Raw genomic sequence first — 24,762 nt, forward strand, 5'->3', positions numbered from 1 at the left:
AGGATAAAAAATGACCGTAATGGGCATCATCACCGCTCTCATCGTCGGCCTCATCATCGGTGCGCTCGGCCGCCTGGTCGTGCCGGGCAAGCAGAACATCCCGATCTGGCTGACCATGCTGATCGGCGTCGGCGCCGCCCTGCTGGGCACCGTCATCGCCCGTGCCGGCGGCTTCGCCAGCACCGCCGGCTTCGACTGGCGGGAGTTCTTCGTGCAGGTGATTCTGGCTGCGGTCGGTGTGGCGCTGGTCGTCGGGGTCGGTGGCCGGCGCAGCATGAGCCGGTACTGACTGGCCGGGTCGACTGGCCGAGCGGTCGGGCCGACGGACTGGCCGCGCGATCGACAGCTGACGGCACCGGGTCCGTCGTCGGCGCCCGCCCCGCCTGTGCGGGGATGGGCGCCGACGACGGACCCGGTTTGCCGCAGATCAGCGCAGCCAGGGGATGCTGCGGTCGAGCAGCCCACGCTCCTTGAGTTCCTTACGGAGCGGGATCTCGTCGTCGATGTAGCCGTCCCAGTTGATGCCCCAGTAGTTGGCGGTGTGGGTGCCTTCGCCGAGCAGTTGTCGCTGCACCGGCGTCCGGTTCGCCCACCACTGGCCGTCCTTGTCGACATGCAACTCGTCCAGCGGGCGGATCCAGCGGTACGTGTACCCGATGAACAGCATCTTGCGGGTGATCGTGGACAGGTTGGTCGACCGGGAGTGCCACTGCCGGCGGTCGAAGATGAACGCGTCGCCCGGGTTCGCGGTGATCTCGACCGTGCCTTCGGGATCCGGGTTGTGCACGGTGAGGTCCGTCGGGCGGGGCAGCGAGTTGCGCAGGTGGCTGCCGGGGATCACCTTGGTGGCGCCGCGGCCGGTCTCCGACAGGTCGGACAGGACGTAGGCCACCTTCAGCGAGAACATCGGCCGGGGCAGGTTCGGGTCCATCGTCTCCGGGTCGGAGTTCTGCCGGTAGCCGTCCTGGTGCCACCCCCAGTACGGCTTCTCCGGCTCCAGCGCCGGTGGGGTGACGTCGAGGTGGTTGTGGTGGGTGTAGATGTTCCAGCCGGCCAGCCCCCACATGTAGGGGAACGCGATCGGATGGGTGAGCAGGTCGCCGAAGAGTTCGTCGCGGTCCAGGAAGCCCAGCAGGTGCAGGGTGCCGTCGGCGGTGGTCCTGCCGGCGGCCTTTTCCTCGGCGTACACCCGGTCGACCGTGGCCTCGAGTGCCGCCCGGTGGTCCTCGGTCAGCACGTTGCGCAGCAGGAGGAAGCCCTGCTCGTGGAACTCCTTGAGGTCGATGTCGCTGATCGCTTCGTAACCGGTCCGCCCGCCGTAATCGAACACAGCTTTCCCGTCCTGTCGGTGGTGCGCCCTTTTTCGGGCCTGGCGGATGCCGATCCTAGCCCGCCTCTCGGCCGGCCCGCCCGGACCGATTGTCAGCAATTCGCGGACCGCGTGGTCGGCCACAGCCGACTGCACGTGAGGTGTCGGGACATGCGCTTTCGGTACAGGTTCACCGCGCAAAATGTCCGGATTGCACAATTTGCCGTATATTGCGCTAGCAGTCGGTCAAGATATGCAACCAGGGGACCGGTTGTCGACGTCAGGCGAAGACCTCCACCATCACCCGCCCGGTCTCGATGTCCCCGCCGGAAATCGACGACCAACTGCCGCCTATCGCAGTCCATTCCTGATCGCCGAACGTGACCCTTTTGACGCCATGATCAGTGGCATGGGATACGAGCCAGTGTGCATATCGCCACCCGACCTGCGTGTTCTCCACCGGGACGCTCAGCGATGGCGTGTTGGACGCCGGTAGCAGTGACTCCAGGCCGCCCCAGTCCAGCCGCAGTCCGTCGGTGAGCGCCGCCGTCGCCTCGGCGCCCCGCATCACCGGATCCCGGGTCACCGTGCAGGCAACCGCGCCGGTGGCCTCGCCGAGCAGCGCCACGGTGAGCACCTGCGACTCGTCAGTCCACTTCTCGTACGCCTCGGGGAAGGCCGACCGCTGGACGGCCTGCGCGGCGTCGGTGACCCGCATGTCCTGCCAACCCCGGACCCGTTCCAGGCCGGCGTAGAACGCGTTCGTCGCGAACCTGGTGTCGCGGATCTGCTCGACCGTGCCCCACCCCTGGCTGGGCCGCTGCTGGAACAACCCGACCGAATCTCGGTCGCCGCCGGTCAGGTTGCGCAGCTTGGACTCCTGGAACCCGGTCGCTAGCGCCACCACCACGGCACGGGGCGGCAGCCCCCGCTGCACCCCGATCGCCGCGATCGTCGCGGCATTCGCCATCTGCTCCGGATCGAGCGACACCCGACGCAGTTGGCTGTCGCCAGCCCCGGGCATGGAGTCGGGCAGCTTGACCGTGCAGCCCCGCCAGCCACCGGGCAACGCGAAATCGCCGATCCACCGGCCCAGGCCGACCCCGCCCAACAGGGCGATTGCCGCCAGCACGGCGACCAGCACCAGCACCGTCCGAGCCCGCACCGTCACCCCCACGCGTGTTGCTGGGACCTTTGGTACACCAGGGACGGTTGTGTCGTCCAGCGGGAGCGGGTCCCGCACTTGTCGTACGCCGGCCCTTACGCCGTACGCCTCGACCCCTTACGCCGGAGATACCCCGTTTCGGGGCGACTATCCATGGTCACCGCCCCGGCAGCCAGCTCGGGTCGCGTTTGTCGCGGAACGCCCGTACGCCCTCGCGGCCCTCTTCGGAGAGGAAGTATCCGGTGGAAAGCTCACGCAGTTCGGCCGTATCGGCCCGGATTTCCGCCGCCGGAGTGCGGCGGAGCAGCTGCTTGGTGCCGGCCAGGGCGTCCGGGGCGCCCCGGACCAGTGCAGCGCAGCTCGCCGTCACCGCGGGGTCCAACTCCCCGGCCGGTACGGCGGCGCTGACCAGACCGATCTGCGCCGCCCGGGCACCGTCGAACAGCTCACCGGTGAGGTACAGCTGCGCCGCTGCCCGCGGCTGCAGCCGGCGCAGCACAGTGGCGGAGATCACAGCCGGGACCACTCCGAGTCGTACCTCGGTGAAGGCGAAGGTGGCCGCCGCGTCGCAGATCGCGATGTCGGCCGCGGCGATCAGCCCCAGCCCGCCGGCCCGCGCCGAGCCGCCGACCCGGGCCACCACCGGCTTGGGGCACTCCCAGAGCGCCGCCAGTACGTCGCCGAGCATCCCGACCGGTACCCGCCGGGTCGCGTACGCCTCGGCGGTCTCCTTCAGATCGGCGCCGGAGCAGAAGACCGGACCGGTGTGGCTCAGCACCACCACCCGGACCTGCGGGTCGGCGACCGCCTCGGCCAGGCCGGCGAGTAGTTCGGTCATCAACGGGGTGGACAGCGCGTTGCGGTTGCCCGGGCTGTCCAGGGTCAGGGTGGCGATCCCGGCGGCGGTGGCCGTACGGATCAGTGGCTGCGCGGACCTGGTGGGTCGGGGCTCATCCATGCCGGCACACTAGTCCCATGCCGAAAGCACCACCCGCCGGTACGCCGGTGCCCGCCGACGGGGCGCTGCCGCCGTCCGCGCTCGCCCGCAGCGGCCGGCGCGGCTTCGGGGTCTATCTGCACGTGCCGTTCTGCGCCACCCGCTGCGGCTACTGCGACTTCAACACGTACACGCCCGCCGAACTCGGCGGCAGCGCGCCGATCGGCGAGTACCTGGACGCCGTGCTGGCCGAGCTGGAACTGGCCGCGAAGGTCCTGGCCGCCCGCCCGCCACAGCAGGTGGACACGGTCTTCGTCGGCGGCGGCACGCCGAGCCTGCTGCCGGCCGACGCGCTGGCCCGGCTGCTCGACGCGATCGACGCCACCTGGGGGCTGGCCGCCGACGCGGAGGTCACCACCGAGGCCAACCCGGAGTCGGTGACCCCGGCGTCGCTGCGGGCGCTGCGGGCCGCCGGCTACACCAGGGTGTCGCTCGGCATGCAGTCGACCGCGGCGGCGGTGCTCGCCGTGCTGGACCGCCGGCACGCGCCCGGGCGCGCGGTCACCGCCGCCCGGGAGGCCCGGGAGGCCGGATTCGAGCATGTCAATCTCGACCTGATTTACGGTACGCCGGGGGAGAGCGCGGCGGACTTCGACGAGTCGCTGGCGGCGGCGGTGGCGGCCGGGGTGGACCACGTCAGCGCGTACGCGCTGATCGTCGAGGACGGCACCCGGTTGGCGGCCCGGATGCGGCGCGGCGAACTGCCGTATCCCGACGACGACGTCGCCGCCGACCGCTACCTCGCCGCCGAATCGGCCCTGTCCGGCGCCGGATTCGACTGGTACGAGGTGTCGAACTGGGCCCGCTCGGCCGCCGGCCGGTGCCGGCACAACCTGTTGTACTGGACCGGCGGCGACTGGTGGGGGCTCGGGCCGGGGGCGCACAGCCACGTCGGCGGGGTCCGCTGGTGGAACGTGCGGCATCCCCGGTCGTACGCCGAGCGGCTGGCCGCCGGCCGGTCGCCCGGCCACGGCCGGGAACTGCTCACCGGCACCGAGCAGCAGGTCGAAGAGGTGATGCTGGGGTTGCGTCTGGCCAGTGGGCTGCCGCTGACGCGACTGGCCCCGGCCGGCCGGGTCGCGGCCCGCCGGGCCGGCGACGACGGGTTGCTCGACCCCGGCGCACTCGCCGCCGGGCAGGCGGTGCTGACCCTGCGCGGTCGGCTGCTGGCCGACGCGGTCGTGCGGGACCTGCTGCCGTGAAACCGCTGCTGGGCGACTCTCCGTGGGATGGCCCGTTGTCACCACCGTGACGCCCCCGGAGCCGGTTACGGATCCGGGGGCGAGCGGCGTCACTTGATGAAATTGGCGGACATCGGGTACTTGTACAGCGTCCCCTCGTTGGCCTTCACGCCCGCGATGATCCCGAAGATGATCTGGATCGCGAACACCACCAGGCTGGGGATGAACAGCAGGCACCAGCTGATGAAGAGCAGCACGAAGGCGATCGCCGACCAGAGGATCTGGAAGTTGAGCGCGGCCAGCGCGTGCGCCCGTACGGCCGGTGACTGCTGACCCTTGACCAGGTAGGCGATCAGCGGGCCGACGAAGCCGAGCGGCCCGAAGCTGATGAACGCGCCCAGGGCGCCACCGAAGTGGGCGATCAGCGCCCAGGTCTTGTCGTCGTTGGTGGCGTAACCGGACGGGGGTTGACCTCCGTACGCCGGACCGCCAGGCGGAAAACCGCCGGGCGGGGGGTATCCGCCGGGGGGCGGGCTCGCGCCGCCGGGCTGCGGGGGGTATCCGGGAGAGGAGGCCTCGCCCGGCATCGAGTAGGACGCTGGAGGTGGCGGCGGGGAGTTGGGGTCCTGCGGCATGCCGCCGGGACCGTTCTCCCCTGGTGGGCGAGGTGGTTCAGTCATGCCCGACACGGTAGGGGGAGGGATCAAGCCGCGCCAGTTAGCCCCGCCGACGATTTTCCCGTCCGGGCAGGCCGTCTCCGCTGGTCGGTCGGCTTGTGTGGGGCCCGCCGGCCGGCTTCTCTGGCCCGCCGGCCGGCTTGCGGAGCCCCGCCGGCCGACCGATCCGACCCGGGTGAGTGCGCTTGGTGACATATCGCCCGGTACGCCCCCGCCCGGCGAACTGATCATCGCCGGCCCGGCCCGATCGACGTATGCTGGCACTCACAGCCGGCGAGTGCCAGCAGGGGCGTCGTTGGTCCGGCCACCCACCGGCCGCCGCGACGGCCGGGACCGTAGCCTCGGACCGGTCCGACCGGTGACCGGTCCGACCGGTGCCGGCGAAGGAGGTGCAGATGGGTCTCGACGACCGCAAACTCGACGTGCTCCGGGCGATCGTCGAGGACTACGTCGCCACCCAGGAGCCGGTCGGCAGCAAGGCGCTGGTCGAGCGGCACCAGCTTGGAGTGTCACCGGCGACCGTCCGCAACGACATGGCGGTGCTGGAGGAGGAGGGCTACATTCGGCAGCCGCACACCAGCGCCGGGCGGGTCCCGACCGACCGTGGCTACCGGTTGTTCGTCGACCGGCTGTCCCGGGTGAAACCGCTCAGCCCGGCCGAGCGCAGGGCGATCGAACGCTTCCTCGTCGGCGCCGTCGACCTCGACGACGTCGTGCACCGCACCGTCCGGCTGCTCGCCCAGCTCACCCGCCAGGTCGCGGTGGTGCAGTACCCGAGCCTGTCCCGGTCGTCGGTCCGGCACCTGGAGCTGGTGCCGATCTCGACCACTCGGCTGATGCTGGTCCTGATCGTCGACACCGGCCGGGTCGAGCAGCGACTGGTGGAGCTGCCGGCCCCGATCAGTGCCGACGACGTGACCGACCTGCGTCGGCTGGCCAACGAGAAGCTCGACGGCTGTCGGCTCTCCGACACTCCGCCGTTGGTCCAGGCGTTGGTCGACGAGGTGCCAGCGGACCTGCGACCGGCGATGACCACGCTTTCGACGGTCCTGCTGGAGACGCTGGTCGAGCGGCACGAGGAACGCCTCGCCCTGGCCGGGACCGCTAACCTGGCCAGAGGGGGACTACTCGACTTCCAGGGCTCCCTGCGTCCGATACTGGAGGCACTGGAGGAGGAGGTCGTCCTGCTCAAGCTGATCGGCGAGGTGGAGCCGAGCACCCTGCGGGTCCGCATCGGCGACGAGAACGAGGTTGACAACCTGCGGGCCGCATCCGTGGTCAGCACCGGTTACGGTCCGGGCACCGTTATGGTCGGTGGCCTCGGCGTGCTGGGGCCCACCCGGATGGACTACCCCGGCACCATCGCCACGGTTCGCGCCGTGGCACGCTACGTCGGCGATCTGCTGGCGCAGAACTGACCGGCGGGCAGGATCAAAACGACCCGGCGAACTGCACATGCGAGACTGACACATGAGGACACCAGACGCAGTGGCCAAGGACTACTACGGGATTCTCGGCGTGAGCCGGGACGCCTCCGCTGACGACATCAAGCGGGCCTACCGCAAGTTGGCCCGGCAGTACCATCCGGACGTCAATCCGGATCCGGTGGCGGCTGACAAGTTCAAGGACATCAACGCCGCGTACGAGGTGCTCTCCGACGACCAGAAGCGGCAGATCGTCGATCTCGGTGGCGACCCGTTGGCACCCGGCGGCGCGCCCGGCGGCGGCCCCGGCGGGGCCGGGCCCTTCGTCGGCTTCCAGGACATCATGGACGCCTTCTTCGGGGCGGCGGCCGGCTCCCGTGGGCCGAGGTCGCGGACCCGCCCAGGCGCCGACGCGATCCTGCGCCTGGAGCTCGATCTGACCGACACCGCGTTCGGCGTGGAAGCGCCGATCACCGTCGACACGGCGGTGATCTGCACCACATGCTCCGGCGCGGGCACCGCAGCCGGCACCCACCTGGCGACCTGCGAGGCGTGCGGCGGGCGCGGCGAGGTCCAGTCCGTGCAACGGACCTTCCTCGGCCAGGTGGTCTCGTCCCGGCCCTGCGTCGCCTGCCAGGGCTACGGCACCGTCATCCCGCACCCCTGCACCACCTGTTCCGGCGACGGCCGGGTGCGGACCCGACGTTCGCTGACCGTCAAGATCCCCGCCGGGGTGGAGGACGGGATGCGGATCCGGCTGGCCCAGCAGGGCGAGGTCGGGCCGGGCGGGGGCACGGCCGGTGACCTGTACGTCGAGATCCACGAGCAGCCGCACGACGTCTACTCCCGCAAGGGCGACGACCTGCACTGCCGGGTCACCGTGCCGATGACCGCCGCGGCGCTCGGCACCCGGCTGACCATCCGGACCCTGGACAGCGACGAGCCGGTGGACGTCAAGCCGGGCACCCAGCCGGGTGCCACGCTGCGGCTGCGCGGGCGCGGCGTGCCGCATCTGCGCGGCACCGGCCGCGGTGACCTCTACGTGCACCTCGACGTGCGTACCCCGACCAAGCTCGACGCCGAGCAGGAGCGGACGCTGCGGGAGTTCGCCAAGGCCCGGGGCGAGGAGGTCGCCGAGCTGACCAAGCAGGGCGGATTCTTCTCCCGCATGCGCGACGCGTTCAACGGCCACGGCTGACCCGCCGTCCGGCCAGCGAGCAGCAGCGGAGGACCGATCCGACGTGAGCGCCCCACTGTTTCTCGTCGACCGCCTGCCGACCGGGCCGACCCACACCCTCGACGGGCCGGAGGGCCACCACGCCGCCACGGTGGTCCGCCTGCGTCTCGGCGAGCGGCTGCGGCTCGCCGACGGGCGCGGCGGCGTCGCCGACGCGGTGGTCGAGGCTGTCGGCCGGCACCAGCTCGACCTGCGGATCCTCGACACCGGGCAGGTCAGCGCCGCCGACCCCCGGCTGGTGGTGGCGCAGGGCATTGCCAAGGGCGACCGGGGTGAGCTGGCGGTGCAGGCGATGACCGAGGTCGGGGTCGACGAGATCGTCCCGTGGGCGGCCGCCCGATCGGTGACCCGCTGGCGCGACGACCGTGGTGCCCGCGCCCGGCGACGATGGGTCGACACCGCGCGGGAGGCCACCAAACAGGCCCGCCGGCCGTGGCTGCCGACGATCGGCGGCTCCGACCAGCAGCCGGCCGAGCCCACCGACGCGGTCGCCGCCCGGTGCGCGGCGTCCGCCGCCGGCTTCGTCCTGCACGAGTCGGCGCAGCAGCGGCTGGCCGTCGCCGACCTGCCGACCACCGGGTCGGTGCTGCTGGTGGTGGGGCCGGAAGGCGGGATCGACGACGCCGAGCTGGCCACCTTCGTCGACGCCGGGGCCCGGCCGGTGCGGCTCGGCCCGGCGGTGCTGCGGACGTCGACCGCCGGTGTCGCGGCACTCGCCCTGCTCTCCGGTCGGCTGGGGCGCTGGTAGCGCGGCGGTGGACCGGCCGGACCCGATCACCGCTACCATCCGTCGGGTGAGCGACAACTGTGTCTTCTGCCGGATCGCCGCCGGGGAACTGCCGACCACCCTGCTGTACGACGGGGCCAACACGGTCGCGTTCCGGGACCTCCACCCGCAGGCACCGACCCACGTGCTGGTGATACCGAAGCAGCACCACCCCGACGTCGCCGCCCTGGCCGCCGCAGACCCCGCCGTCGCGGGCGAGCTGCTGGCCACGGCGGCCGCGGTGGCGCAGGCCGAAGGGCTCGCTGCGGACGGCTTCCGGTTGATCTTCAACACCGGCCGGTACGCCGGTCAGGAGGTGTTCCACGTGCACGCCCACGTGCTCGGTGGGGCACCGCTCGGTCCGCTGCTGTCCCGGTGACGACCGGCGGAAATGGAGCCGCTGCGCCGGGCGTTGAGCGGATACGATGGCAGCAAGTCCGCCCGCCGCGGCCGACCGGGTCGGGGCGCTGAAATGGAAGCAGGTGCGAAAGGCCGTCAGGCCGACCCATGACCGGCACTCCACCTCCCGGGCAGGCCCGGGTGCAGACCAGGATCACCGTCCCGGACCCGCAGATCATGGTCAACCTGCTCGGCGCAGGCGACGAGATCCTGCGGCTGGTCGAGCAGTCCCTCGCCAGCGACGTCCACGTACGCGGCAACGAGATCACCATCACCGGTGTGCCGTCGGACAACGCGGTGGCCGAGCGGTTGTTCAGTGAGCTGCTCGAGCTCATCGCCAAGGGCGAGACGCTGACCACCGACGCGGTCCGGCGTACCGTCGGCATGCTGGCGCAGGGCGGCAGCGAACGCCCCGCCGACGTGCTCACCCTCAACATCCTCTCTCGGCGCGGGCGGACCATCCGGCCCAAGACCCTGGGCCAGAAGCGGTACGTGGATGCAATCGACGCGCACACCATCGTCTTCGGCATCGGCCCCGCCGGCACCGGCAAGACCTACCTCGCGATGGCCAAGGCGGTGCAGGCACTGCAGGCCAAGCAGGTCAACCGGATCATCCTGACCCGGCCGGCGGTCGAGGCCGGTGAGCGGCTCGGCTTCCTGCCCGGCACGCTCTACGAGAAGATCGACCCCTACCTGCGTCCGCTCTACGACGCGCTGCACGACATGCTCGACCCCGACTCCATCCCGAAGCTGATGGCGGCCGGGACCATCGAGGTCGCGCCGCTGGCCTACATGCGGGGTCGGACCCTCAACGACGCCTTCATCATCCTCGACGAGGCGCAGAACACCACGGCCGAGCAGATGAAGATGTTTCTGACCCGGCTCGGCTTCGGTTCCCGGATCGTGGTCACCGGCGACATCACCCAGGTCGACCTGCCCGGTGGCACCTCCAGCGGGCTGCGTACCGTGCGGGACATCCTCACCGGCCTGGACGATGTGCACTTCGCGCAGCTGTCCAGCACCGACGTGGTGCGCCACCGGCTGGTCAGCGACATCGTCGACGCGTACGCCCGGTGGGACGCCGACCGCGAAGCACAGCAGAATCAGGGCGTCCACGCGGTCCAGGGCCGGACCGCCCACGGCGGCCGGGCGAACCGGCGTCGATAGAGCTTCGGGAGAGATACGTGTCCATCGAGATCGCCAACGAGTCCGGAATCGACGTCGACACCGACGCGGTGCTCGCCGTCGCCCGTCACGCGCTGGACGAGATGGGCGTCAACCCGCTCGCGGAGCTGTCGGTGCTGCTGGTCGACCAGGACTACATGGCCGAGCTCAACCACCGCTGGATGGGCGGCGACGGGCCGACCGACGTACTCGCCTTCCCGATGGACGAGGGCAGCGTCGACCACGGTCCGGGCGAGTCGAGCCCGGACGAGCCGGGGCTGCTCGGCGACATCGTGCTCTGCCCGGAGGTGGCCGCCAAGCAGGCGGCCACCGCCGGGCACGCCGCCGCCGACGAGCTCCACCTGCTCACCGTGCACGGGGTGCTGCACCTGCTCGGCTACGACCACGCCGAGCCGGACGAGGAACGTGAGATGTTCGAGTTGCAGGCTCGCCTGCTCTACAGCTGGAAGGAAGCCCGGGCCACGTGAACTCTGGCCATACCACCGGCACCCCGCTGGCCGCCGCTGCGGCAGCCACCGGGCTGCCGGACCTGCAACTGTTGGTCATCGCCGCCGGTCTGGTGGTGCTGGCCGGAATCATCGCGATGACCGAGGCGGCGTTGGTCGTCGTCTCCCCGGCCCGGGCCGCCGAGTTGGCCCGCGACGGTAGTCGGTCCGCCCGGGCGCTGCAGATCGTCGCCGCGGACGCGGTCCGGCACGTCAATCTGCTGCTGCTGCTCCGCCTGCTCTGCGAGCTGACCGCCACCACCCTGGTCGCGCTGGTCGCCGTGGACACTTTCGGTGCCGGCTGGACGGCGGCGCTGGTCACCGCCGGGGCGATGACCGTGGTCAGCTTCGTGGTGGTCGGGGTCGGCCCGCGTACGATCGGCCGCCAGCACGCCTTCGTCGTGGCGCGGGCGACCGCGCCGCTGGTGCGCGGTCTGGGCCGCGCCCTGAACCCGCTGGCCTCCCTGCTGATCCTGATCGGTAACGCGGTGACCCCGGGCAAGGGCTTCCGGGAGGGCCCCTTCGCCACCCAGATCGAGCTGCGGGAGCTGGTCGACCTGGCCGAGCAGCGCGGCGTCGTGGAGCACGGCGAGCGCCAGATGATCCACTCGGTGTTCGCGCTCGGCGACACCATCGCCCGCGAGGTGATGGTGCCGCGGACCGAGATGGTGTGGATCGAACGGCACAAGACGTTGCGTCAGGCGCTGGCGCTGTTCCTGCGGTCCGGCTTCTCCCGGATTCCGGTGATCGGCGGGAACGTCGACGACGTGGTGGGCATCATCTACCTCAAGGACGTGGTGCGTCGGGCCCACTCGGTCGGGCCGGGCAGCGACGAGGTCCCAGTGATCGAACTGATGCGTCCGGCGACGTTCGTGCCGGAGTCCAAGCCGGTGGACGACCTGCTCTCCGAGATGCAGGCCGCCCGCACCCACCTGGTGATCGTGGTCGACGAGTACGGTGGCACCGGGGGACTGGTCACCATCGAGGACATCCTGGAGGAGATCGTCGGTGAGATCACCGACGAGTACGATGTCGAGCGGCCACCGGTCGAACGACTCGACGACGATCGGGTCCGGGTGACCGCCCGGTTGCCGGTCGAGGACCTCGGCGAGCTGTTCGACGTGGAGATCTCCGACGACGAGGTCGAGACGGTCGGCGGGTTGATGGCCCACGTGCTCGGCCGGGTGCCGATCCCGGGTGCGGAGGTCACCGTCGCCGGCCTCTGGCTGGTCGCCGAGGGCACCACTGGGCGGCGCAACCGGGTGGACACCGTCCTGGTACGCCGGACCGTCGACCAGTCGACCGGCGACCGGCCGGCCGGGCCGTCGGCCGAGCGCACCGCCGGTGGCAGAGACCACCGTCATGCCAGAGCAGAGGAAAGGCAGCACGCAGATGCCTGAGTCGCCGTCGGCCGCGCCGGCCGGGTCGGAGCCGGAGCAGCAGATCAGCGCCGAGGACAGCAAGCTGGTCGTGCTGGCCCGCAGTGCCCGGGCCCGGATCGGCGCGGCCGAGGGCGCCGCCGTACGGGACCAGGATGGTCGCACCTACGCCGGGGCGAACGTCGCGTTGCCGTCGTTGACGCTGACCGCGTTGCAGCTGGCGGTCGCGTCGGCCGTCGCGTCCGGCGCCACCCGGCTGGAGGCCGCCGCCGTGGTTACCGAAGCATCCACCTTGGATGGTGCCGGCCACGCGGTGGTGCGGGACCTGGCCACCGACGCGCCGGTCCACGTCGCGGCCCCGGACGGCAAACTGCTCGGCACGGTACGCCAGTGAGCCGGCACGGGTCAGCTCCGCCGGAGACCTTCCGGGCGGGCTTCGCCTGTTTCGTCGGCCGCCCGAACGCCGGAAAGTCGACCCTGACCAACGCGATCGTCGGGCAGAAGATCGCGATCACCTCCAGCAAGCCGCAGACCACCCGGCACGTGATCCGGGGCGTACTGCACCAGCCGCAGTCGCAACTTGTCCTGGTCGACACCCCGGGGCTGCACCGGCCGCGGACGCTGCTCGGCGAACGCCTCAACGACCTGGTCCGCCAGACCTGGAGCGAGGTCGACGTGATCGGGCTGTGCATCCCGGCCAACGAGCCGGTCGGCCGGGGCGACCGGTTCATCACCGCAGAGATCGCCGAGCTCAAAGCAACGGTGCTGGCGGTGGTCACCAAGACCGACCTGGTCGACCGGCGCCGGCTCGCCGAACAGTTGCTCGCGGTCAGCGAGCTGGGCGACTTCGCCGACGTGGTGCCGGTCAGCGCCGCCACCGGCCACCAGGTGCAGACCCTGGTCGAGGTGATGACCGGCCACCTGCCCGAATCTCCCCGGCTCTACCCGGACGACATGCTCACCGACGAGCCCGAGCAGGTGCTGATCGGCGAGCTGATCCGGGAAGCCGCGCTGGATGGCGTACGGGACGAGCTGCCACACTCGATCGCGGTGATCGTCGAGGAGATCCTCCCGGAGGATTCGCTGATTCGGATATATGCCGACATCTACGTCGAGCGGCCGAGTCAGAAGGCGATTGTCATCGGCGCCGGCGGCAGCCGGCTGCGTGACGTCGGCACCCGCTCCCGCCGGGAGATCGAGGAGCTGCTCGGCAGCCGGGTCTACCTCGATCTGCACGTGCGGGTCGCCAAGGACTGGCAGCGTGACCCCCGGCAGCTGCGCAAACTGGGCTTCTGACCTGGTATCTGCGCGACGCTACTCTGGTCCGGGCCGGTTGCGGTCGATGACGATGCTCCCGCTGCCGGTCCGCGCGTCGATAAGATGCTCGCCGTCCGGATCGTCCGGCACTCGTACGTCGGCCGATCCGGATCCGGTCTCGGTCCGGATCCGGAAGCTACCCGCGGGCACGGTGACGTGCACCGACCCACTGGACGCCTCGGCACGCACCGGACCCGGGTCACCGAGGGTGAGTGCCACCTTTCCGGAGCCGGTGGTCGCGACCACCCCGTCGCCGCTGAGATCGCGGCCATCGATCGAGCCGGAACCGGTGTGCAGCTCCGCCGGACCGGACAGCCGGTACGCGGTGATGCCGCCGGAACCGGTCCGCGCGTCCACCCGACCAGTAGCTCGGTCGATGGTGATACTCCCCGATCCGACCCGCACCGACACGTCCGACACGTCAAACAGCATCAGCTGGCCGGAGCCGTTCTCACCCTCGACCGAGACGCCCGGAGGCGCGACGATCTCGTACGACACGTCGCACCGCCAGCCGCACGACGTGTCCAGCTCGAGCACCGTCCCGTCGATCCGGTAGGTCCGACCCGGCTCGGAACGCTGGTAGCGGACGACCCGCTGAATCTCGACCGTGTCACCGGGCCGGGTCCGCACCAGCACGTCGCCGTCGCCGGATTCCACGATCCGCACCGCGGTGATCGGAACCGTCTCGGTGTCGTGGAAGTCCAGCTGGTGCCAGTCAAGCGGTGTGCACGCGGCCGAGGCGACGGCCAGCAGCGCGACGGTCGACGCGGCGGCGAACGCGGTGCTCGTGGTACGGGTGGGAGGCATACCGGTGACGCTACGAGCGCCAACGGCAGAACACATCCGGCACGGCCACGGATCTGTCCCGGATCGCGACCCTGAGTCCATATCAGGGCCGGCCGCCGGCACACCCGGTCGGCACGGGACAATGACCGGGTGCCCGGATACCGCCGCCAGCTCTACCGCGACGACGCGGTGGTGCTGCGCGTACAGAAGCTGGGCGAATCCGACCGGATCATCACCCTGCTGACCCGCCGGCACGGCCGGCTGCGGGCGGTGGCCCGGGGGGTACGCCGGACCACCTCCCGGTTCGGCGCCCGGCTGGAGCCGTTCGGCCACGTCGACCTGCAGATCGCCGGGAACCCCGACGGGCCCGGTAGCTCACTGCACACGGTCAGCCAGGTCGAAGGGCTGCACCTGTACGGCAAACGGTTCCTGGCCGACTATCCGCGCTACACGGCGGCCAGCGCGATCGTCGAAACCGCCGAGCGCCTCACCCCGGTGGAACGGGAGCCGTCGCTGCGGCTGTTCCAGCTCACCCTCGGCGCGCTGCGGGCCCTCGCCGACGGCGAACACGCCGGCACCCTGGTGCTCGACGCGTACCTGCTGCGCGGGATGGCCCTCGCCGGCTGGGCGCCAGCGCTGCGCGACTGCGCGGTGTGCGGCACCCAGGGCCGGCACCGGGCGTTCTCCGTACCGGCCGGGGGGTGTGTCTGCCCGGACTGCCGACCACCCGGCGCGGCCCATCCGGCGCCGGCCACCATCGACCTGATGGCCGCCCTGGCCACCGGCGACTGGCAGGTGGCGGACACCTCGGAGCCGGCCACCCGCCGGGAGTGCAGCGGGCTGGTGGCGGCGCACCTGCAGTGGCATCTGGAACGCGGGTTACGCTCGCTGCCGTTGGTCGACCGTTCCCCAGGAGATTGATCATGACCAAGGGCAGGGGCCTGCGCCCGCCGGTGGCACCCACTGCGCACCCGTCCGGTGCCCGGCCACCGGCGTTGCCGAAGCAGGCGCTGCCCGACCACGTGGCGATCGTGATGGACGGCAACGGCCGGTGGGCCAAGGACCGTGGGCTGCCCCGCACCAAGGGGCACGAGCAGGGAGAGTTCTCGCTGTTCGACACCGTCGAAGGCGCGATCGAGCTGGGCATTCCGTACCTGTCGGCGTACGCGTTCTCGACGGAGAACTGGCGCCGCTCGCCGGACGAGGTCCGCTTCCTGATGGGCTTCAACCGCGACGTCATCCGCCGCCGCCGCGACCAGCTGGTCGACCTCGGGGTACGGGTGGTGTGGTCGGGCCGGGCCGGCCGGCTGTGGAAGAGCGTGATCTCCGAGCTGCAGACCGCCGAGCAGATGTCCCGCCACAACAGCACGCTCACCCTGCAGTTCTGCGTCAACTACGGCGGCCAGGCGGAGATCGCCGACGCGGCGGCGGCGATCGCCCGGGACGTCGCGGCCGGCAAGGTCGATCCGGCCCGGGTCAACGAGAAGATGCTGGCCCGCTACCTCTACCACCCGGAAGTGCCCGAGGTGGACCTGTTCCTGCGGCCGTCCGGCGAGCAGCGGACGTCGAACTTCATGCTCTGGCAGTCGGCCTACGCCGAGCTGGTCTTTCTGGACACCCTCTGGCCCGACTTCGACCGGCGGCACCTGTGGTACGCCTGCGAGCTGTACGCCCAGCGGGACCGCCGCTTCGGTGGTGCCCTGCCCAACCCGGTCGCCCCGCAGGGCTGAGCCACCGAGCCGTCCCGGCGCCGCCGCCGGACTGTCTGGAAAACCGGGTGCGCCGCGGGACCGCACCGGTTAGCGTGATTGTCATGCGCTTCTGACGCCCTTTCGCAGTGCCGCGACCGCTCGGCGGTCGCCGTCGATCCGTGCCGTGCGGGGTTTCCGCCGCCGGTCGGCACTGCGGGCGTCACTGAGTCCCGGCTGCCCGGTCCCGCTGTTGTGGACTGTCGTCGGTGTCTGCGGCGCCCGCCTCCCGCATCTCACCCGTCACCGCCGCGGGTTCGCGTGGCGGTTCGTAGCCAGGAGGTCTTCTCACATGGCGCAACGACCAGAACAAGACACGACGACGCCCCGGTTCACCGTGCCCGACGACGCCCCGGGTGAACTCGCGCTGCCCGAGGTCACTCTGTCCGAGATCGATCTGCCCGAGGTCGCGCTGCCTGAGGACGCGCTGCCCGCCGAGGGTCGGCGCGCTGCCCGCGCTGCCCGCGCCGTCGCGCCGGGCTCCGGCCCGCAGGCCAGGAGCGTCCGCCCGGACCGGCTCGCCGGTCGCGGTCAGCGCGCCGCCAAGGGCCGCAACTACCAGTTCCGGCGCAGCTGACCGACGCCGAGGTGAACAGTGACTCACCACCTTCCGATCCCTTGATCTTGCTGCTAGCTTCTTGCCATAGCTTTGCAAGAGCAAGGAATCGGCGTGTGGGGGTGGGGCGATGGCGGCGGCCACCCTGTCGGCAGCCCGCAGCGACCTGCTCGGCGTCGCCGCACAGCGCCGCCGGACCGGGATCTGGCTGGTTGTCCTGACCGTCGGGCTGGTGGCCACCGCCGTGGTGGCGGTCGGCTCCGGCGGGATCGGGATCGCCCCGACGACCGTCGCCGCCATCATCGGCCACCAACTCGTCGGACTGCCCGGTGAGGCGACCTGGAGCCTGCCGGAGCAGGCCATCGTCTGGCAGGTCCGGCTGCCTCGGGTGCTGCTGGGCATGCTCGTCGGCGCCGGGCTGGCCGTGTGCGGAGTCGCGCTGCAGGCGATGGTCCGCAATGTGCTCGCCGACCCGTACCTGCTGGGCATCAACTCCGGAGCGTCCAGCGGCGCGGCGGCGGCGATCCTGTTCGGGGCCGGCGCCGGCTTCGGCCAGTACGCCCTGTCCACCAGCGCATTCCTCGGCGCCCTCGCCGCGTCGCTGCTGGTCTTCCTGATCGCCCGCAGCGGCGGCCGGGTCACCTCGATCCGATTGCTGCTGTCCGGCGTCGCCGTCGGCTACGCGCTGTACGCCACCACCAGTTTCCTGATCTTCGCCTCCGGGTCGGCCGAGGGCGCCCGGTCGGTGATGTTCTGGCTGCTCGGGTCGCTGGGGCTGGCCCGGTGGGACGCGCTGCTGGCGGTAGCCGCCGTCGTGCTGGTCGGGATGACCGGGTACCTGACCATCGTCGGCCGGCGACTGGACGTACTCGCCATCGGCGACGAGACCGCGCAGACCCTCGGCGTGTCCCCGGACCGGTTCCGACTGCGCCTGCTGGTACTGGTCTCGTTGAGCGTCGGCGTGCTGGTCTCCGCCGCCGGCAGCATCGGCTTCGTCGGCCTAGTCGTGCCCCACCTGGCCCGGCGGCTGGTCGGCGCACCACACGTACGGGTGGTGCCGGTGGCCGCGCTGCTCGGCGCGATCCTGCTGGTCTGGGCCGACGTGCTCGCCCGGGTCCTGCTGGCTCCCCAGGAGATCCCGATCGGGATCATCACCGCGCTGCTGGGCGCACCTTTCCTGCTGGTTCTGATCCGCCGCCTGCACGCCACCTCTGCCTGACCAGCTGCGACCTTCGAGGAGCAATGATGGCGACCGCCCGTACCGCCGTCGCGGCGATCTCCGCCGCCGCGCTGCTCGCCGCCGGTTGCGGCGAAGCCGGTGCCGGCCCTACCCCGGCCGCGGCCGACGGCTACCCGGTGACCATCACCAACTGCCGCGTCAACGTCACCTTCAACGCCGCGCCGGAACGGGTCGTGCTGCTCAAGAGCGCTGCCGTGCCGTACCTGCACGCGCTCGGCGTGCTGGACCGGGTCACCGCCCGGGCCGGGCAGTACCCGGCGGAGTACTACGACGAGGCGACCCTCGCCGAGCTGGACCGGATTCCGCTGCTGACCGACAAGACCGACACCAGCGGCCACCTGCAGATCTCCAAGGAAGTGGTGATCAGCCAACAGCCGGACCTGGTGCTCGGCGAGGTGGACAACCTGTCCCGGGACACGCTGTCGGCGGTGGACATCCCGCTGCTGGAGGAGCCGGCGATGTGCCCGGGAAGCACGACGGTGCCGACCTTCGACGACATCTACGCCCAGATGCGGACCTACGGCGAGGTGTTCGACCGGGCCGACGAGGCGGCAGCGGCGGTCGCCGCGCTGGAAGAGCGGATGGCACAGGTGCAGGCCCAGGCCGGGGCGGGCACCGGCCGTACGGCTGCGGTGCTGTACCCGACCGTCGGCGGCGGTGTCACCTACGCGTACGGCACCGCCAGCATGGCGCACCCTCAGCTGGAGGCGGCCGGCTTGCGCAACGTCTTCGACGACGTACCCGAACGGGTCTTCGAAGTCACCGTGGAGGAACTGCTCGGCCGCGACCCCGACGTGCTGATCCTGCTGTACAGCGACGGCGACCCGGCCGCCGTCGAACAGGGCCTGACCGGGCTGCCCGGGGCGGAGAACCTGGCCGCCGTGCGCAACGGCGACGTGCTGACCCAGCTGTTCAACTTCACCGAGCCGCCGACCCCACTGTCCATCGATGGACTCGAACGGATCGTGCAGCACTTCCAGGCCGAGTCGTGATCACCGCGACCGAGGTCTCCTGGCGCTACGGCGCCAACCCGGTGATCGACGGGGTCAGTGTGACCGCCCGGCCGGGCCGGGTCCTCGGGCTGATCGGCCCGAACGGCAGCGGCAAGACCACCCTGCTCCGGCTGCTCCACGGTGCCCTGCGCAGCGGCGGCGCCGGGCGCAGTAGCGGTCCTGGTCGGAGCGGTGAGGCCGGGCGGGTCGTGGTGGACGGCGACGAGCTGACCGGCCTGCCGTCGCGGGAGGTCGCCCGCCGGCTGGCCGTGGTGGTGCAGGAGACCGGCGGCACCGACACCGCGTTGACCGTGGCCGAGCTGGTGCTGCTGGGCCGGGGCCCGCACCTGTCGACGTTCCAGCGGACCAGCCGGGCCGACCACGAGATCGTGGCCCGCTGCCTGGCCCGGGTCGGTGCCGCCCACCTGGGTGCCCGCGCGTTCGCCGGGCTGTCCGGCGGCGAACGCCAACGGGTGCTGATCGCCCGCGCTCTCGCCCAGCAGGCCACCCATCTGCTGCTCGACGAGCCGACCAACCATCTGGACATCCGCTACCAGCACGAGGTCCTGCAACTGGTGCGGGATCTCGGCACCTGCTCCATCGTCGTACTGCACGACCTGAACCTGGCCGCCCGATACTGCGACGACCTGGTGCTGCTCGGCGAGGGTCGGGTGGCGGCCGCCGGCAGCACGGACGAGGTGCTCGACCCGGCGGTGCTCGAACCGGTCTACGGGATCGGCATCCGGCGGCTGGACCTCGACGGAGCCATCCACCTGCTGTTCCGCCCGCACGAGGTGACCGAGGAGAGGACTGCGGCATGACGGCCGTACAGGATCGGATCAACGCGTACTGGACCGGCCGGGCCCCCGGCTACGACGCGTACGTGCAGCGCCCTGAGCGGTTCGCCGCCGACCAGCAGGCCTGGTCGCAGGTCTGGGCGGCGGCGCTGCCGCCGGCCCCGCTGGACGTACTCGACGTCGGCACCGGCACCGGGCAGGCGGCCATCGTGCTGGCCGGCCTCGGCCACCGAGTGACCGGCATCGACCTGTCCGAGGGGATGCTGGAGCGGGCCCAGCACCACGCCGCCGCGATGCCCGACGGCCCAGTCATCGCGTACGGCGACGCCGTGTCCCCGGGCTTCCCGGCGGCCAGCTTCGACGCGGTGACCAGCCGCTACCTGATGTGGACGCTGCGGGAGCCGCAGGTCGCCGTGGCCAACTGGGTACGCCTGCTGCGCCCCGGCGGCACCGTCGCCGTGGTCGACAGCACCTGGTTCCCCGACGGGCTGGACAACGCCTCGGAGAACTTCGCCGACCACTACGACGACGCGGTCCGGTCGGCGCTGCCGCTGGCCACCGCGAAGTCGATCGACCAGACCGTGGCGGTGCTGGAAGGAGCCGGTCTGCCTGATGTCACGGCCGTACCGCTGACCTCGATCTACGAACTCGATCAACGGTTCGGCGTGGCACCCGATCATGAGCTCAAGCTGCAGTACATCGTCACCGGCCGTCGCTGACGGTCGCGAGCCGAGTGGGGTGACGGGGTCAGCGGAGTCCGTCCCCTCATCCGGCCTGTTCCAAAGGGAAGCAACTCGACGGTTGATCCTTATCCGACCTCTGCACTAACACGCTCGCGGACGTTGCGCGTGATGCGAACGCGGCCATTAGTACGATCGACCCCGTCGGCTACCCCGGGAAGCCTGGCCTCCGCTCCGGATAGCGGCAGCGCCGTCGCAGAACAAATTCAGTCAACTGCCGACCTGTGCCGATGTTTTCGTGTGCTCGGGGACCGTGTCCGAAATGTCGGGCGGTCTGACCTGGGCAAACGGGGGGCCTGGAGGGCAACCTTCGGTTGATCATGATCTTGGTAGTGGCTCAGATGATCTCTATGAGGCTGGTTTTCGCAGCTCGGGGGCAGTTTGGGATCTTTCCGCCAACCTCCCCTGGATCCTGGGCGTGTCGGAGGTTGCCGCAATCGACATTTCACCCCAACTCCGGCACCTAATCTTGCGTACATCGATGCGTTGTCTGTCCTCAACGGATGCTGCTGGCTCGGCGTGGCTGTCTCACTTGACTCCGCCTACCTAACGACAGGTCGATGTGGAAATTGTCGCGTACCCGGTCGTCTCCGGCAAGGGGGAGTAGTTGTCCGTTGTGCGCATGCAGCGGTTCGCCAAGCGGAGTTCGCCGTGGCCAACTCCACTGCCTCGGTGGAGGTCTGGTAAGTGTCGCGGGAGGGCGGTGAGATCAGGCTTTGTCTGGTCCGGGCAGGAGGTATCTGGCCTTGCGCAGGTGGGCGGCTTTGATCATCTCGGTGACTTCGATCGATTCGCCGGCCCGGGTAGTGGGTTCGCTTCGACGGCGATCGGCTGGTTGGCGGTGACGAACACGCCGACCCCGGACTCGCCACGGACGAATCCTTGCTTTCTGAGGATGGCGAGTGCGCGTTAAGTGGTGAGGTTGGAGACGCCGTCCCGCTGGCAGAGTTGGGCGGTGGAGGGCACCTTGTCGCCGGGTGTGAACTCGCCGGTGAGGATCTGTCGGCGGAGATCGGCTGCGATCTGGCGTTGGCGGTCGCGTACGTCGTTGGCGGCGGCGTGGTCGGGTTCGTTGGTCATGCGGGTGAGACCTGCATTTGGTAGGTGTGGCCGGTGGAGCGGCTGGTCACGGTGCGCATGACGGCGTACTCGACGGGTTGGCCGGTGGCGGCGCGGCTGATGCGGGTGAGGACGAGGAGTGGTTCGTCGGCGGGGATGTCGAGGAGTTCCTGTTCGTGGTCGGTCGGCCGTCGTGCGGTGACGTGTTCGCTGACCTGGTGGGGCGCGAGTCCGAGGTTGGTAAGGACCCGTACTGCGCCGCCTTTGATCTTGCGGTTGTCGGCGAGTGGGGTGCCGGCGGCGACGGACTCCGGGTAGTAGGAGTCGGCGAGTTCGACGGGTCGGTCGTCTTCGAGGATGAGTCGGCGGCGGACGACGGCTCGTCCGGTGTCGGCGAGACCGAACGCGCGTCCGACCTGTGCGTCAGCGTCAACGGTCTCGACGCCGAGGTGGCGGCGGCGATGCGGAACCGGCCGGGAGTCGACGTGTTGGACCGTGCGCGGGCGACGGTCACTGAGCACATGCCGAGTCGGTTGGCCGGATGCCGGGTGTGTGACGTGGCGGCGTTCTGCCCGCCGTTCATCAGCGCGTTGGCCGTGCTGGACCGCTGGGATCAGGTCAAGGCGCGTCGGGTGCGGGCGGTGTTGCAGTACGCCGGGCTCTGGCCGGACGGGTACGTCCACGACGGGCGGGACGACTGATGGCCGACGGTGAACTCCTGCGGGTCGGTGACACCCTGCATCTCGGTAAGGCCGGCGGCGAGATGACCACCACACCACCGCCCGCGAGGTGACGCTGACACACCTTATTTTCGCGTTTCAAGGTGCGTCAGCGTCACCTCGCGGCTCCGGCAGCGGGAGGCCGTTGAGCATGAGACTGCCTCCGGCGCTGGCCACAGGATGTGACCAGCGCCGGAGGCTGGACAGGTGAGGCTAAACAGGTGAGGCGTACGGTCAGTGTTTATCGGCGCAGCACGGGGTCGGGTCGGGCAACTCGAACGGCCCGATCCGCCCCGGCCCGACCGCAGTGGTGATCAACGTCAGTACCCCGTTGATCCACTGCGGCCGGACGAAGTCCCGGGTCACCAGCGGAGTGTCCTCATCCGGCTGCGCGCCGCCGAGCATGATGACCTGCTCGATCGCGCTGAGTTCGAGCAGCTCCGCGACGGTGAGTGTGCCGACCAGGCGGTCGACCCCGGGGTAGCGCACCGCCCGCCCGGACCGGCCGGCCCGGTGCTCGGCGGCGGCGAGCTCCGCCGCCGGGACCAGATCGGCCGGGGTGGCGGGCAGGTCGCGCAGCCCGTCGGGGGCGGCCAGACTGATCGCCACGTGCGGCCTCGGCGTCGGCACCAGATGGGTGCAGGCGACGAGGTCGGGCAGGTCGGCCACGCCGACGACGTCGTGCAGCCAATGTTCGGCAGCGGCGTCGTCGGCATGCCCGAGGCTCACCCCAGTAATGATCATGGCGGTGGCGGTCAGGATGGCAGGACCCAAATCGGGTTGCCGTAGAACCACAGGTCCAGCCACGGGTCGGCGTCGCCGAGCACGTCCATCGCCGGGCCGTGCGGGTCGACCGCCGCACCCATCAGACCGGGCGCGCTGCGGTTACCGTCGGTGCCGCGCACCCGGACGTACATCGGCCGGTCCACCCGGCCCAGCGGGTAGCTGAACGACACCCGCTTGCGGCCCGGCTGCACCTCGAACGAGGCGGCCACCCGGGTGGTCGGGGCGGTGAAGGTGTCCTGGTCGGTGACCGGTCCGGTGACGTCGCCGACGATCAGGTCCACCCGGGCCAGCTTCGGCACGAACTGCGCCCAGTTCGGCACGGTGGCCAGATCGATGTCCAGGGTCACCACGACCGACGTACCACTCTTGATCTTCAGCGTGCCGCCGAGCGTGGCACCGGCACCCGGCCGCTGGTCGTTGAGCCGGCGGACCCGCATGTCCAGGCCCCGGATCAGACCGCCGTGGTCCACCCAGACCCGGCCGGCCCGGATGGCGTCCATCACCGCGCGGTAGCCGAACGCCTGCGCGCCGACGTGGGTACGGCTGTACTGTCCCGGCCAGAAGTCACCGGCGGTGGTGATCAGCGGCCCGTACACCGGGTCGTTGTACTTACCGTTGGCGTTGAAGTCGCTGTCCGGACCGCGCATCGACGTACCCAGGTAGTTGATGTGCGAGTCGGAGTTGGCGCTGATCCACCACGGCTTGCCCTCGGCGAGCAGGCTGTCCCACAGCCCGCCCACGGTGGAGGTCATCCAGTCGAACCCGCCCCAGGTGCGGTAGCTCTCCAACGGGTAGCCGGGGAACGACGCCGCCGACGGGCTGCCCTCGTAGTAGCCGCGACCGCGACCCGGGCCGTTCGGCGCCGGCAGGCTGGACGCCTGGTGACCTGGGGCGCCCTCCATGCCGACCGCCACGGTCGGGTCGGCGTCGCGCCAGGCCCGCACCTCGTGCGGCGAGTCGACGCCCCGCCGGGACGGGTGGTTGGCCAGGAACAGCGCACCACCGATCCGGCGTCGGCGGACCTCGTCACCGAGGAACTTGATGCCGGCGATGGCGAGCGCCTCGTTCTCCGGGCTCGGGCTGCTGGTGCCGTTGACCGAACCGTCGTAGTCGGTCTCGAACTGCTTGAGTACGGCGACCTCGTTCGGCCCCGGCTGGACGAAGACCGTGCCGTGCTCGGCGGACGGGATGTTCCACTCCAGGCCCTGGTAGATCAGCAGGTCCTTGATTTCCTTGCGGGTTTCGACGATGTCCGGGTTGACCTTCTCCACCCCGATGCGGGAGTGGGTGGCGTTGCCGTGGTCGGTGATGACGATCCAGTCCAGACCGTACGCGCGGGCGTGCTTGGCCTGGTCGACCACCCGGTACATGGCGTCCGAGCTGTACTGGGTGTGGATGTGGTGGTCGCCGGCCAGCCAGACGAACTCACCGTCGTTGGCCGGTGCGGCGTGCGCGGCGTGTCCGCCGGCCAGCACCGACGACGCGGCTGCGCCGGCTCCGAGCAGCCCGGCGTTCCGCAGGAAGGTACGCCGGGACGCCTCGGTCGGCGACAGTTCGGCGTCCGGCACCGACAGGTCGAGCGGTGCCGGTACGTCGGCACCGCTCGCTGCGTGGTCGTGGTGGTGATGATGGTGGTGGTGTCCCATCCCTGTTCCGCCTCCCAGATCAACTTTGTCGCGGTCAATCTCGTGGAGGTGGGGAAACAGCAGGCGACGTACTGCCGTCGTTGCGGCGCACGTGCCGTGAAGGTGTTGCCATGTGTGCATCTGTGACACCTGGCGTGACCTGCTGATCTTTCTGCCGGGGAGTGGCCGGGCC

The 24,762-nt window shown here is 70.7% G+C and carries 27 protein-coding genes; 18 read left to right on the forward strand and 9 right to left on the reverse strand.

Translation table 11 applies throughout. The features are described from left to right. Positions 1-10: 10 nt before the first annotated feature. Positions 11-289, forward strand: a complete 279-nt coding sequence (locus ACFHW1_RS07185; protein WP_278170675.1) for a GlsB/YeaQ/YmgE family stress response membrane protein — start codon at positions 11-13, stop codon at positions 287-289. A 138-nt stretch (positions 290-427) separates the two neighbouring features. On the opposite strand, the gene ACFHW1_RS07190 is transcribed toward ACFHW1_RS07185, so the two are convergent. The 3 genes from ACFHW1_RS07190 to ACFHW1_RS07200 form a co-directional block, all read right to left on the reverse strand. Further along, positions 428-1,330, reverse strand: coding sequence for a phytanoyl-CoA dioxygenase family protein (locus tag ACFHW1_RS07190; RefSeq protein WP_416554368.1), 903 nt, complete (start codon positions 1,328-1,330; stop codon positions 428-430). Between the two features lie 259 nt (positions 1,331-1,589). Further along, positions 1,590-2,480, reverse strand: a complete 891-nt coding sequence (locus ACFHW1_RS07195) for a hypothetical protein (RefSeq protein WP_416554565.1) — start codon at positions 2,478-2,480, stop codon at positions 1,590-1,592. Between the two features lie 151 nt (positions 2,481-2,631). Beyond that, the gene (locus ACFHW1_RS07200; RefSeq protein ID WP_416615107.1) at positions 2,632-3,432 is read right to left on the reverse strand and encodes an enoyl-CoA hydratase-related protein; all 801 of its coding nucleotides are present in this window, start codon (positions 3,430-3,432) and stop codon (positions 2,632-2,634) included. 17 nt (positions 3,433-3,449) lie between these two features. On the opposite strand from ACFHW1_RS07200, the gene hemW reads away from it, so the two are divergent. Next, positions 3,450-4,673 carry a radical SAM family heme chaperone HemW gene (hemW, locus tag ACFHW1_RS07205; RefSeq protein WP_416554372.1) on the forward strand — a complete coding sequence of 408 codons (1,224 nt, stop codon included), beginning with the start codon at positions 3,450-3,452 and terminating at the stop codon, positions 4,671-4,673. An 89-nt stretch (positions 4,674-4,762) separates the two neighbouring features. Here the strand turns inward: hemW and ACFHW1_RS07210 are convergent, their stop codons facing one another. Further along, complete coding sequence (locus tag ACFHW1_RS07210; protein WP_416568119.1) at positions 4,763-5,332, reverse strand: DUF4870 domain-containing protein; 570 nt, start codon at positions 5,330-5,332, stop codon at positions 4,763-4,765. Between the two features lie 392 nt (positions 5,333-5,724). Here ACFHW1_RS07210 and hrcA point away from each other — a divergent pair, with 392 nt between their 5' ends. From hrcA to era, 9 genes are all read left to right on the forward strand, one after another. Continuing rightward, positions 5,725-6,747 (forward strand): heat-inducible transcriptional repressor HrcA, encoded by a 1,023-nt coding sequence (hrcA, locus tag ACFHW1_RS07215; RefSeq protein ID WP_416554376.1) that lies wholly within the window; start codon positions 5,725-5,727, stop codon positions 6,745-6,747. 70 nt (positions 6,748-6,817) lie between these two features. Beyond that, the gene (dnaJ, locus tag ACFHW1_RS07220) at positions 6,818-7,951 is read left to right on the forward strand and encodes a molecular chaperone DnaJ (RefSeq protein ID WP_416554567.1); all 1,134 of its coding nucleotides are present in this window, start codon (positions 6,818-6,820) and stop codon (positions 7,949-7,951) included. Between the two features lie 43 nt (positions 7,952-7,994). Continuing rightward, positions 7,995-8,738 carry a 16S rRNA (uracil(1498)-N(3))-methyltransferase gene (locus ACFHW1_RS07225; protein WP_416590552.1) on the forward strand — a complete coding sequence of 248 codons (744 nt, stop codon included), beginning with the start codon at positions 7,995-7,997 and terminating at the stop codon, positions 8,736-8,738. 46 nt (positions 8,739-8,784) lie between these two features. Beyond that, complete coding sequence (locus ACFHW1_RS07230; RefSeq protein ID WP_416554379.1) at positions 8,785-9,135, forward strand: HIT domain-containing protein; 351 nt, start codon at positions 8,785-8,787, stop codon at positions 9,133-9,135. 128 nt (positions 9,136-9,263) lie between these two features. Continuing rightward, a complete protein-coding gene (locus ACFHW1_RS07235) occupies positions 9,264-10,322 on the forward strand; it encodes a PhoH family protein (protein WP_278170666.1) in 1,059 nt (352 codons plus the stop codon). A 17-nt stretch (positions 10,323-10,339) separates the two neighbouring features. Continuing rightward, entirely contained in the window at positions 10,340-10,807 is a 468-nt protein-coding gene (gene ybeY / locus ACFHW1_RS07240) for an rRNA maturation RNase YbeY (RefSeq protein WP_416554381.1), read from the forward strand. Then, positions 10,804-12,225 carry a hemolysin family protein gene (locus tag ACFHW1_RS07245; RefSeq protein WP_416554383.1) on the forward strand — a complete coding sequence of 474 codons (1,422 nt, stop codon included), beginning with the start codon at positions 10,804-10,806 and terminating at the stop codon, positions 12,223-12,225. The genes ybeY and ACFHW1_RS07245 overlap by 4 nt, the downstream gene beginning before the upstream one ends. Beyond that, a complete protein-coding gene (locus tag ACFHW1_RS07250; protein WP_416554385.1) occupies positions 12,218-12,598 on the forward strand; it encodes a cytidine deaminase in 381 nt (126 codons plus the stop codon). Before ACFHW1_RS07245 ends, ACFHW1_RS07250 begins: the two co-directional genes overlap by 8 nt. Further along, positions 12,595-13,500 (forward strand): GTPase Era, encoded by a 906-nt coding sequence (gene era, locus ACFHW1_RS07255; protein WP_416554387.1) that lies wholly within the window; start codon positions 12,595-12,597, stop codon positions 13,498-13,500. Before ACFHW1_RS07250 ends, era begins: the two co-directional genes overlap by 4 nt. An 18-nt stretch (positions 13,501-13,518) precedes the next feature. Here the strand turns inward: era and ACFHW1_RS07260 are convergent, their stop codons facing one another. Beyond that, a complete protein-coding gene (locus ACFHW1_RS07260) occupies positions 13,519-14,328 on the reverse strand; it encodes a DUF4097 family beta strand repeat-containing protein (protein WP_416590554.1) in 810 nt (269 codons plus the stop codon). A gap of 129 nt (positions 14,329-14,457) precedes the next feature. On the opposite strand from ACFHW1_RS07260, the gene recO reads away from it, so the two are divergent. From recO to ACFHW1_RS07295, 7 genes are all read left to right on the forward strand, one after another. Further along, entirely contained in the window at positions 14,458-15,228 is a 771-nt protein-coding gene (gene recO, locus ACFHW1_RS07265; RefSeq protein WP_416554391.1) for a DNA repair protein RecO, read from the forward strand. A 2-nt stretch (positions 15,229-15,230) separates the two neighbouring features. Beyond that, a complete protein-coding gene (locus ACFHW1_RS07270; RefSeq protein ID WP_416554393.1) occupies positions 15,231-16,037 on the forward strand; it encodes an isoprenyl transferase in 807 nt (268 codons plus the stop codon). A 310-nt stretch (positions 16,038-16,347) separates the two neighbouring features. Then, positions 16,348-16,632, forward strand: a complete 285-nt coding sequence (locus ACFHW1_RS07275; protein WP_416554395.1) for a hypothetical protein — start codon at positions 16,348-16,350, stop codon at positions 16,630-16,632. Positions 16,633-16,741: 109 nt separating this feature from the next. Beyond that, positions 16,742-17,830, forward strand: coding sequence for a FecCD family ABC transporter permease (locus ACFHW1_RS07280; RefSeq protein WP_416554397.1), 1,089 nt, complete (start codon positions 16,742-16,744; stop codon positions 17,828-17,830). 26 nt (positions 17,831-17,856) lie between these two features. After that, complete coding sequence (locus ACFHW1_RS07285; protein ID WP_416554399.1) at positions 17,857-18,843, forward strand: ABC transporter substrate-binding protein; 987 nt, start codon at positions 17,857-17,859, stop codon at positions 18,841-18,843. After that, complete coding sequence (locus ACFHW1_RS07290; RefSeq protein ID WP_416554401.1) at positions 18,840-19,664, forward strand: ABC transporter ATP-binding protein; 825 nt, start codon at positions 18,840-18,842, stop codon at positions 19,662-19,664. The genes ACFHW1_RS07285 and ACFHW1_RS07290 overlap by 4 nt, the downstream gene beginning before the upstream one ends. After that, a complete protein-coding gene (locus ACFHW1_RS07295) occupies positions 19,661-20,359 on the forward strand; it encodes a class I SAM-dependent methyltransferase (protein ID WP_416615109.1) in 699 nt (232 codons plus the stop codon). The genes ACFHW1_RS07290 and ACFHW1_RS07295 overlap by 4 nt, the downstream gene beginning before the upstream one ends. A 930-nt stretch (positions 20,360-21,289) precedes the next feature. On the opposite strand, the gene ACFHW1_RS07300 is transcribed toward ACFHW1_RS07295, so the two are convergent. From ACFHW1_RS07300 to ACFHW1_RS07315, 4 genes are all read right to left on the reverse strand, one after another. Next, positions 21,290-21,460 carry a GntR family transcriptional regulator gene (locus ACFHW1_RS07300; protein ID WP_416554405.1) on the reverse strand — a complete coding sequence of 57 codons (171 nt, stop codon included), beginning with the start codon at positions 21,458-21,460 and terminating at the stop codon, positions 21,290-21,292. Then, complete coding sequence (locus ACFHW1_RS07305; protein ID WP_416615110.1) at positions 21,457-22,218, reverse strand: GntR family transcriptional regulator; 762 nt, start codon at positions 22,216-22,218, stop codon at positions 21,457-21,459. Before ACFHW1_RS07305 ends, ACFHW1_RS07300 begins: the two co-directional genes overlap by 4 nt. A 174-nt stretch (positions 22,219-22,392) precedes the next feature. Beyond that, on the reverse strand, positions 22,393-22,887 hold the full coding sequence (locus tag ACFHW1_RS07310) for a hypothetical protein (protein ID WP_416615112.1): 495 nt from the start codon (positions 22,885-22,887) through the stop codon (positions 22,393-22,395). A gap of 26 nt (positions 22,888-22,913) precedes the next feature. Continuing rightward, positions 22,914-24,590 carry a PHP domain-containing protein gene (locus ACFHW1_RS07315; protein WP_416615113.1) on the reverse strand — a complete coding sequence of 559 codons (1,677 nt, stop codon included), beginning with the start codon at positions 24,588-24,590 and terminating at the stop codon, positions 22,914-22,916. Between the last annotated feature and the right edge of the window lie 172 nt (positions 24,591-24,762).

This window comes from Micromonospora sp. LOL_014, from assembly GCF_048060245.1.
Classification (GTDB): domain Bacteria; phylum Actinomycetota; class Actinomycetes; order Mycobacteriales; family Micromonosporaceae; genus Micromonospora_E.

Coding starts and splice junctions, on each gene's coding strand:
- ACFHW1_RS07300 (WP_416554405.1), bottom strand. CDS start 21,460: ATGACCAACGAACCCGACCACGCCGCCGCCAACGACGTACGCGACCGC.
- hemW (WP_416554372.1), top strand. CDS start 3,450: ATGCCGAAAGCACCACCCGCCGGTACGCCGGTGCCCGCCGACGGGGCG.
- ACFHW1_RS07295 (WP_416615109.1), top strand. CDS start 19,661: ATGACGGCCGTACAGGATCGGATCAACGCGTACTGGACCGGCCGGGCC.
- ACFHW1_RS07260 (WP_416590554.1), bottom strand. CDS start 14,328: ATGCCTCCCACCCGTACCACGAGCACCGCGTTCGCCGCCGCGTCGACC.
- ACFHW1_RS07200 (WP_416615107.1), bottom strand. CDS start 3,432: ATGGATGAGCCCCGACCCACCAGGTCCGCGCAGCCACTGATCCGTACG.
- ACFHW1_RS07315 (WP_416615113.1), bottom strand. CDS start 24,590: ATGGGACACCACCACCATCATCACCACCACGACCACGCAGCGAGCGGT.
- ACFHW1_RS07285 (WP_416554399.1), top strand. CDS start 17,857: ATGGCGACCGCCCGTACCGCCGTCGCGGCGATCTCCGCCGCCGCGCTG.
- ACFHW1_RS07185 (WP_278170675.1), top strand. CDS start 11: ATGACCGTAATGGGCATCATCACCGCTCTCATCGTCGGCCTCATCATC.
- ACFHW1_RS07280 (WP_416554397.1), top strand. CDS start 16,742: ATGGCGGCGGCCACCCTGTCGGCAGCCCGCAGCGACCTGCTCGGCGTC.
- ACFHW1_RS07210 (WP_416568119.1), bottom strand. CDS start 5,332: ATGACTGAACCACCTCGCCCACCAGGGGAGAACGGTCCCGGCGGCATG.
- ACFHW1_RS07270 (WP_416554393.1), top strand. CDS start 15,231: ATGACCAAGGGCAGGGGCCTGCGCCCGCCGGTGGCACCCACTGCGCAC.
- ACFHW1_RS07250 (WP_416554385.1), top strand. CDS start 12,218: ATGCCTGAGTCGCCGTCGGCCGCGCCGGCCGGGTCGGAGCCGGAGCAG.
- ACFHW1_RS07275 (WP_416554395.1), top strand. CDS start 16,348: ATGGCGCAACGACCAGAACAAGACACGACGACGCCCCGGTTCACCGTG.
- ACFHW1_RS07235 (WP_278170666.1), top strand. CDS start 9,264: ATGACCGGCACTCCACCTCCCGGGCAGGCCCGGGTGCAGACCAGGATC.
- hrcA (WP_416554376.1), top strand. CDS start 5,725: ATGGGTCTCGACGACCGCAAACTCGACGTGCTCCGGGCGATCGTCGAG.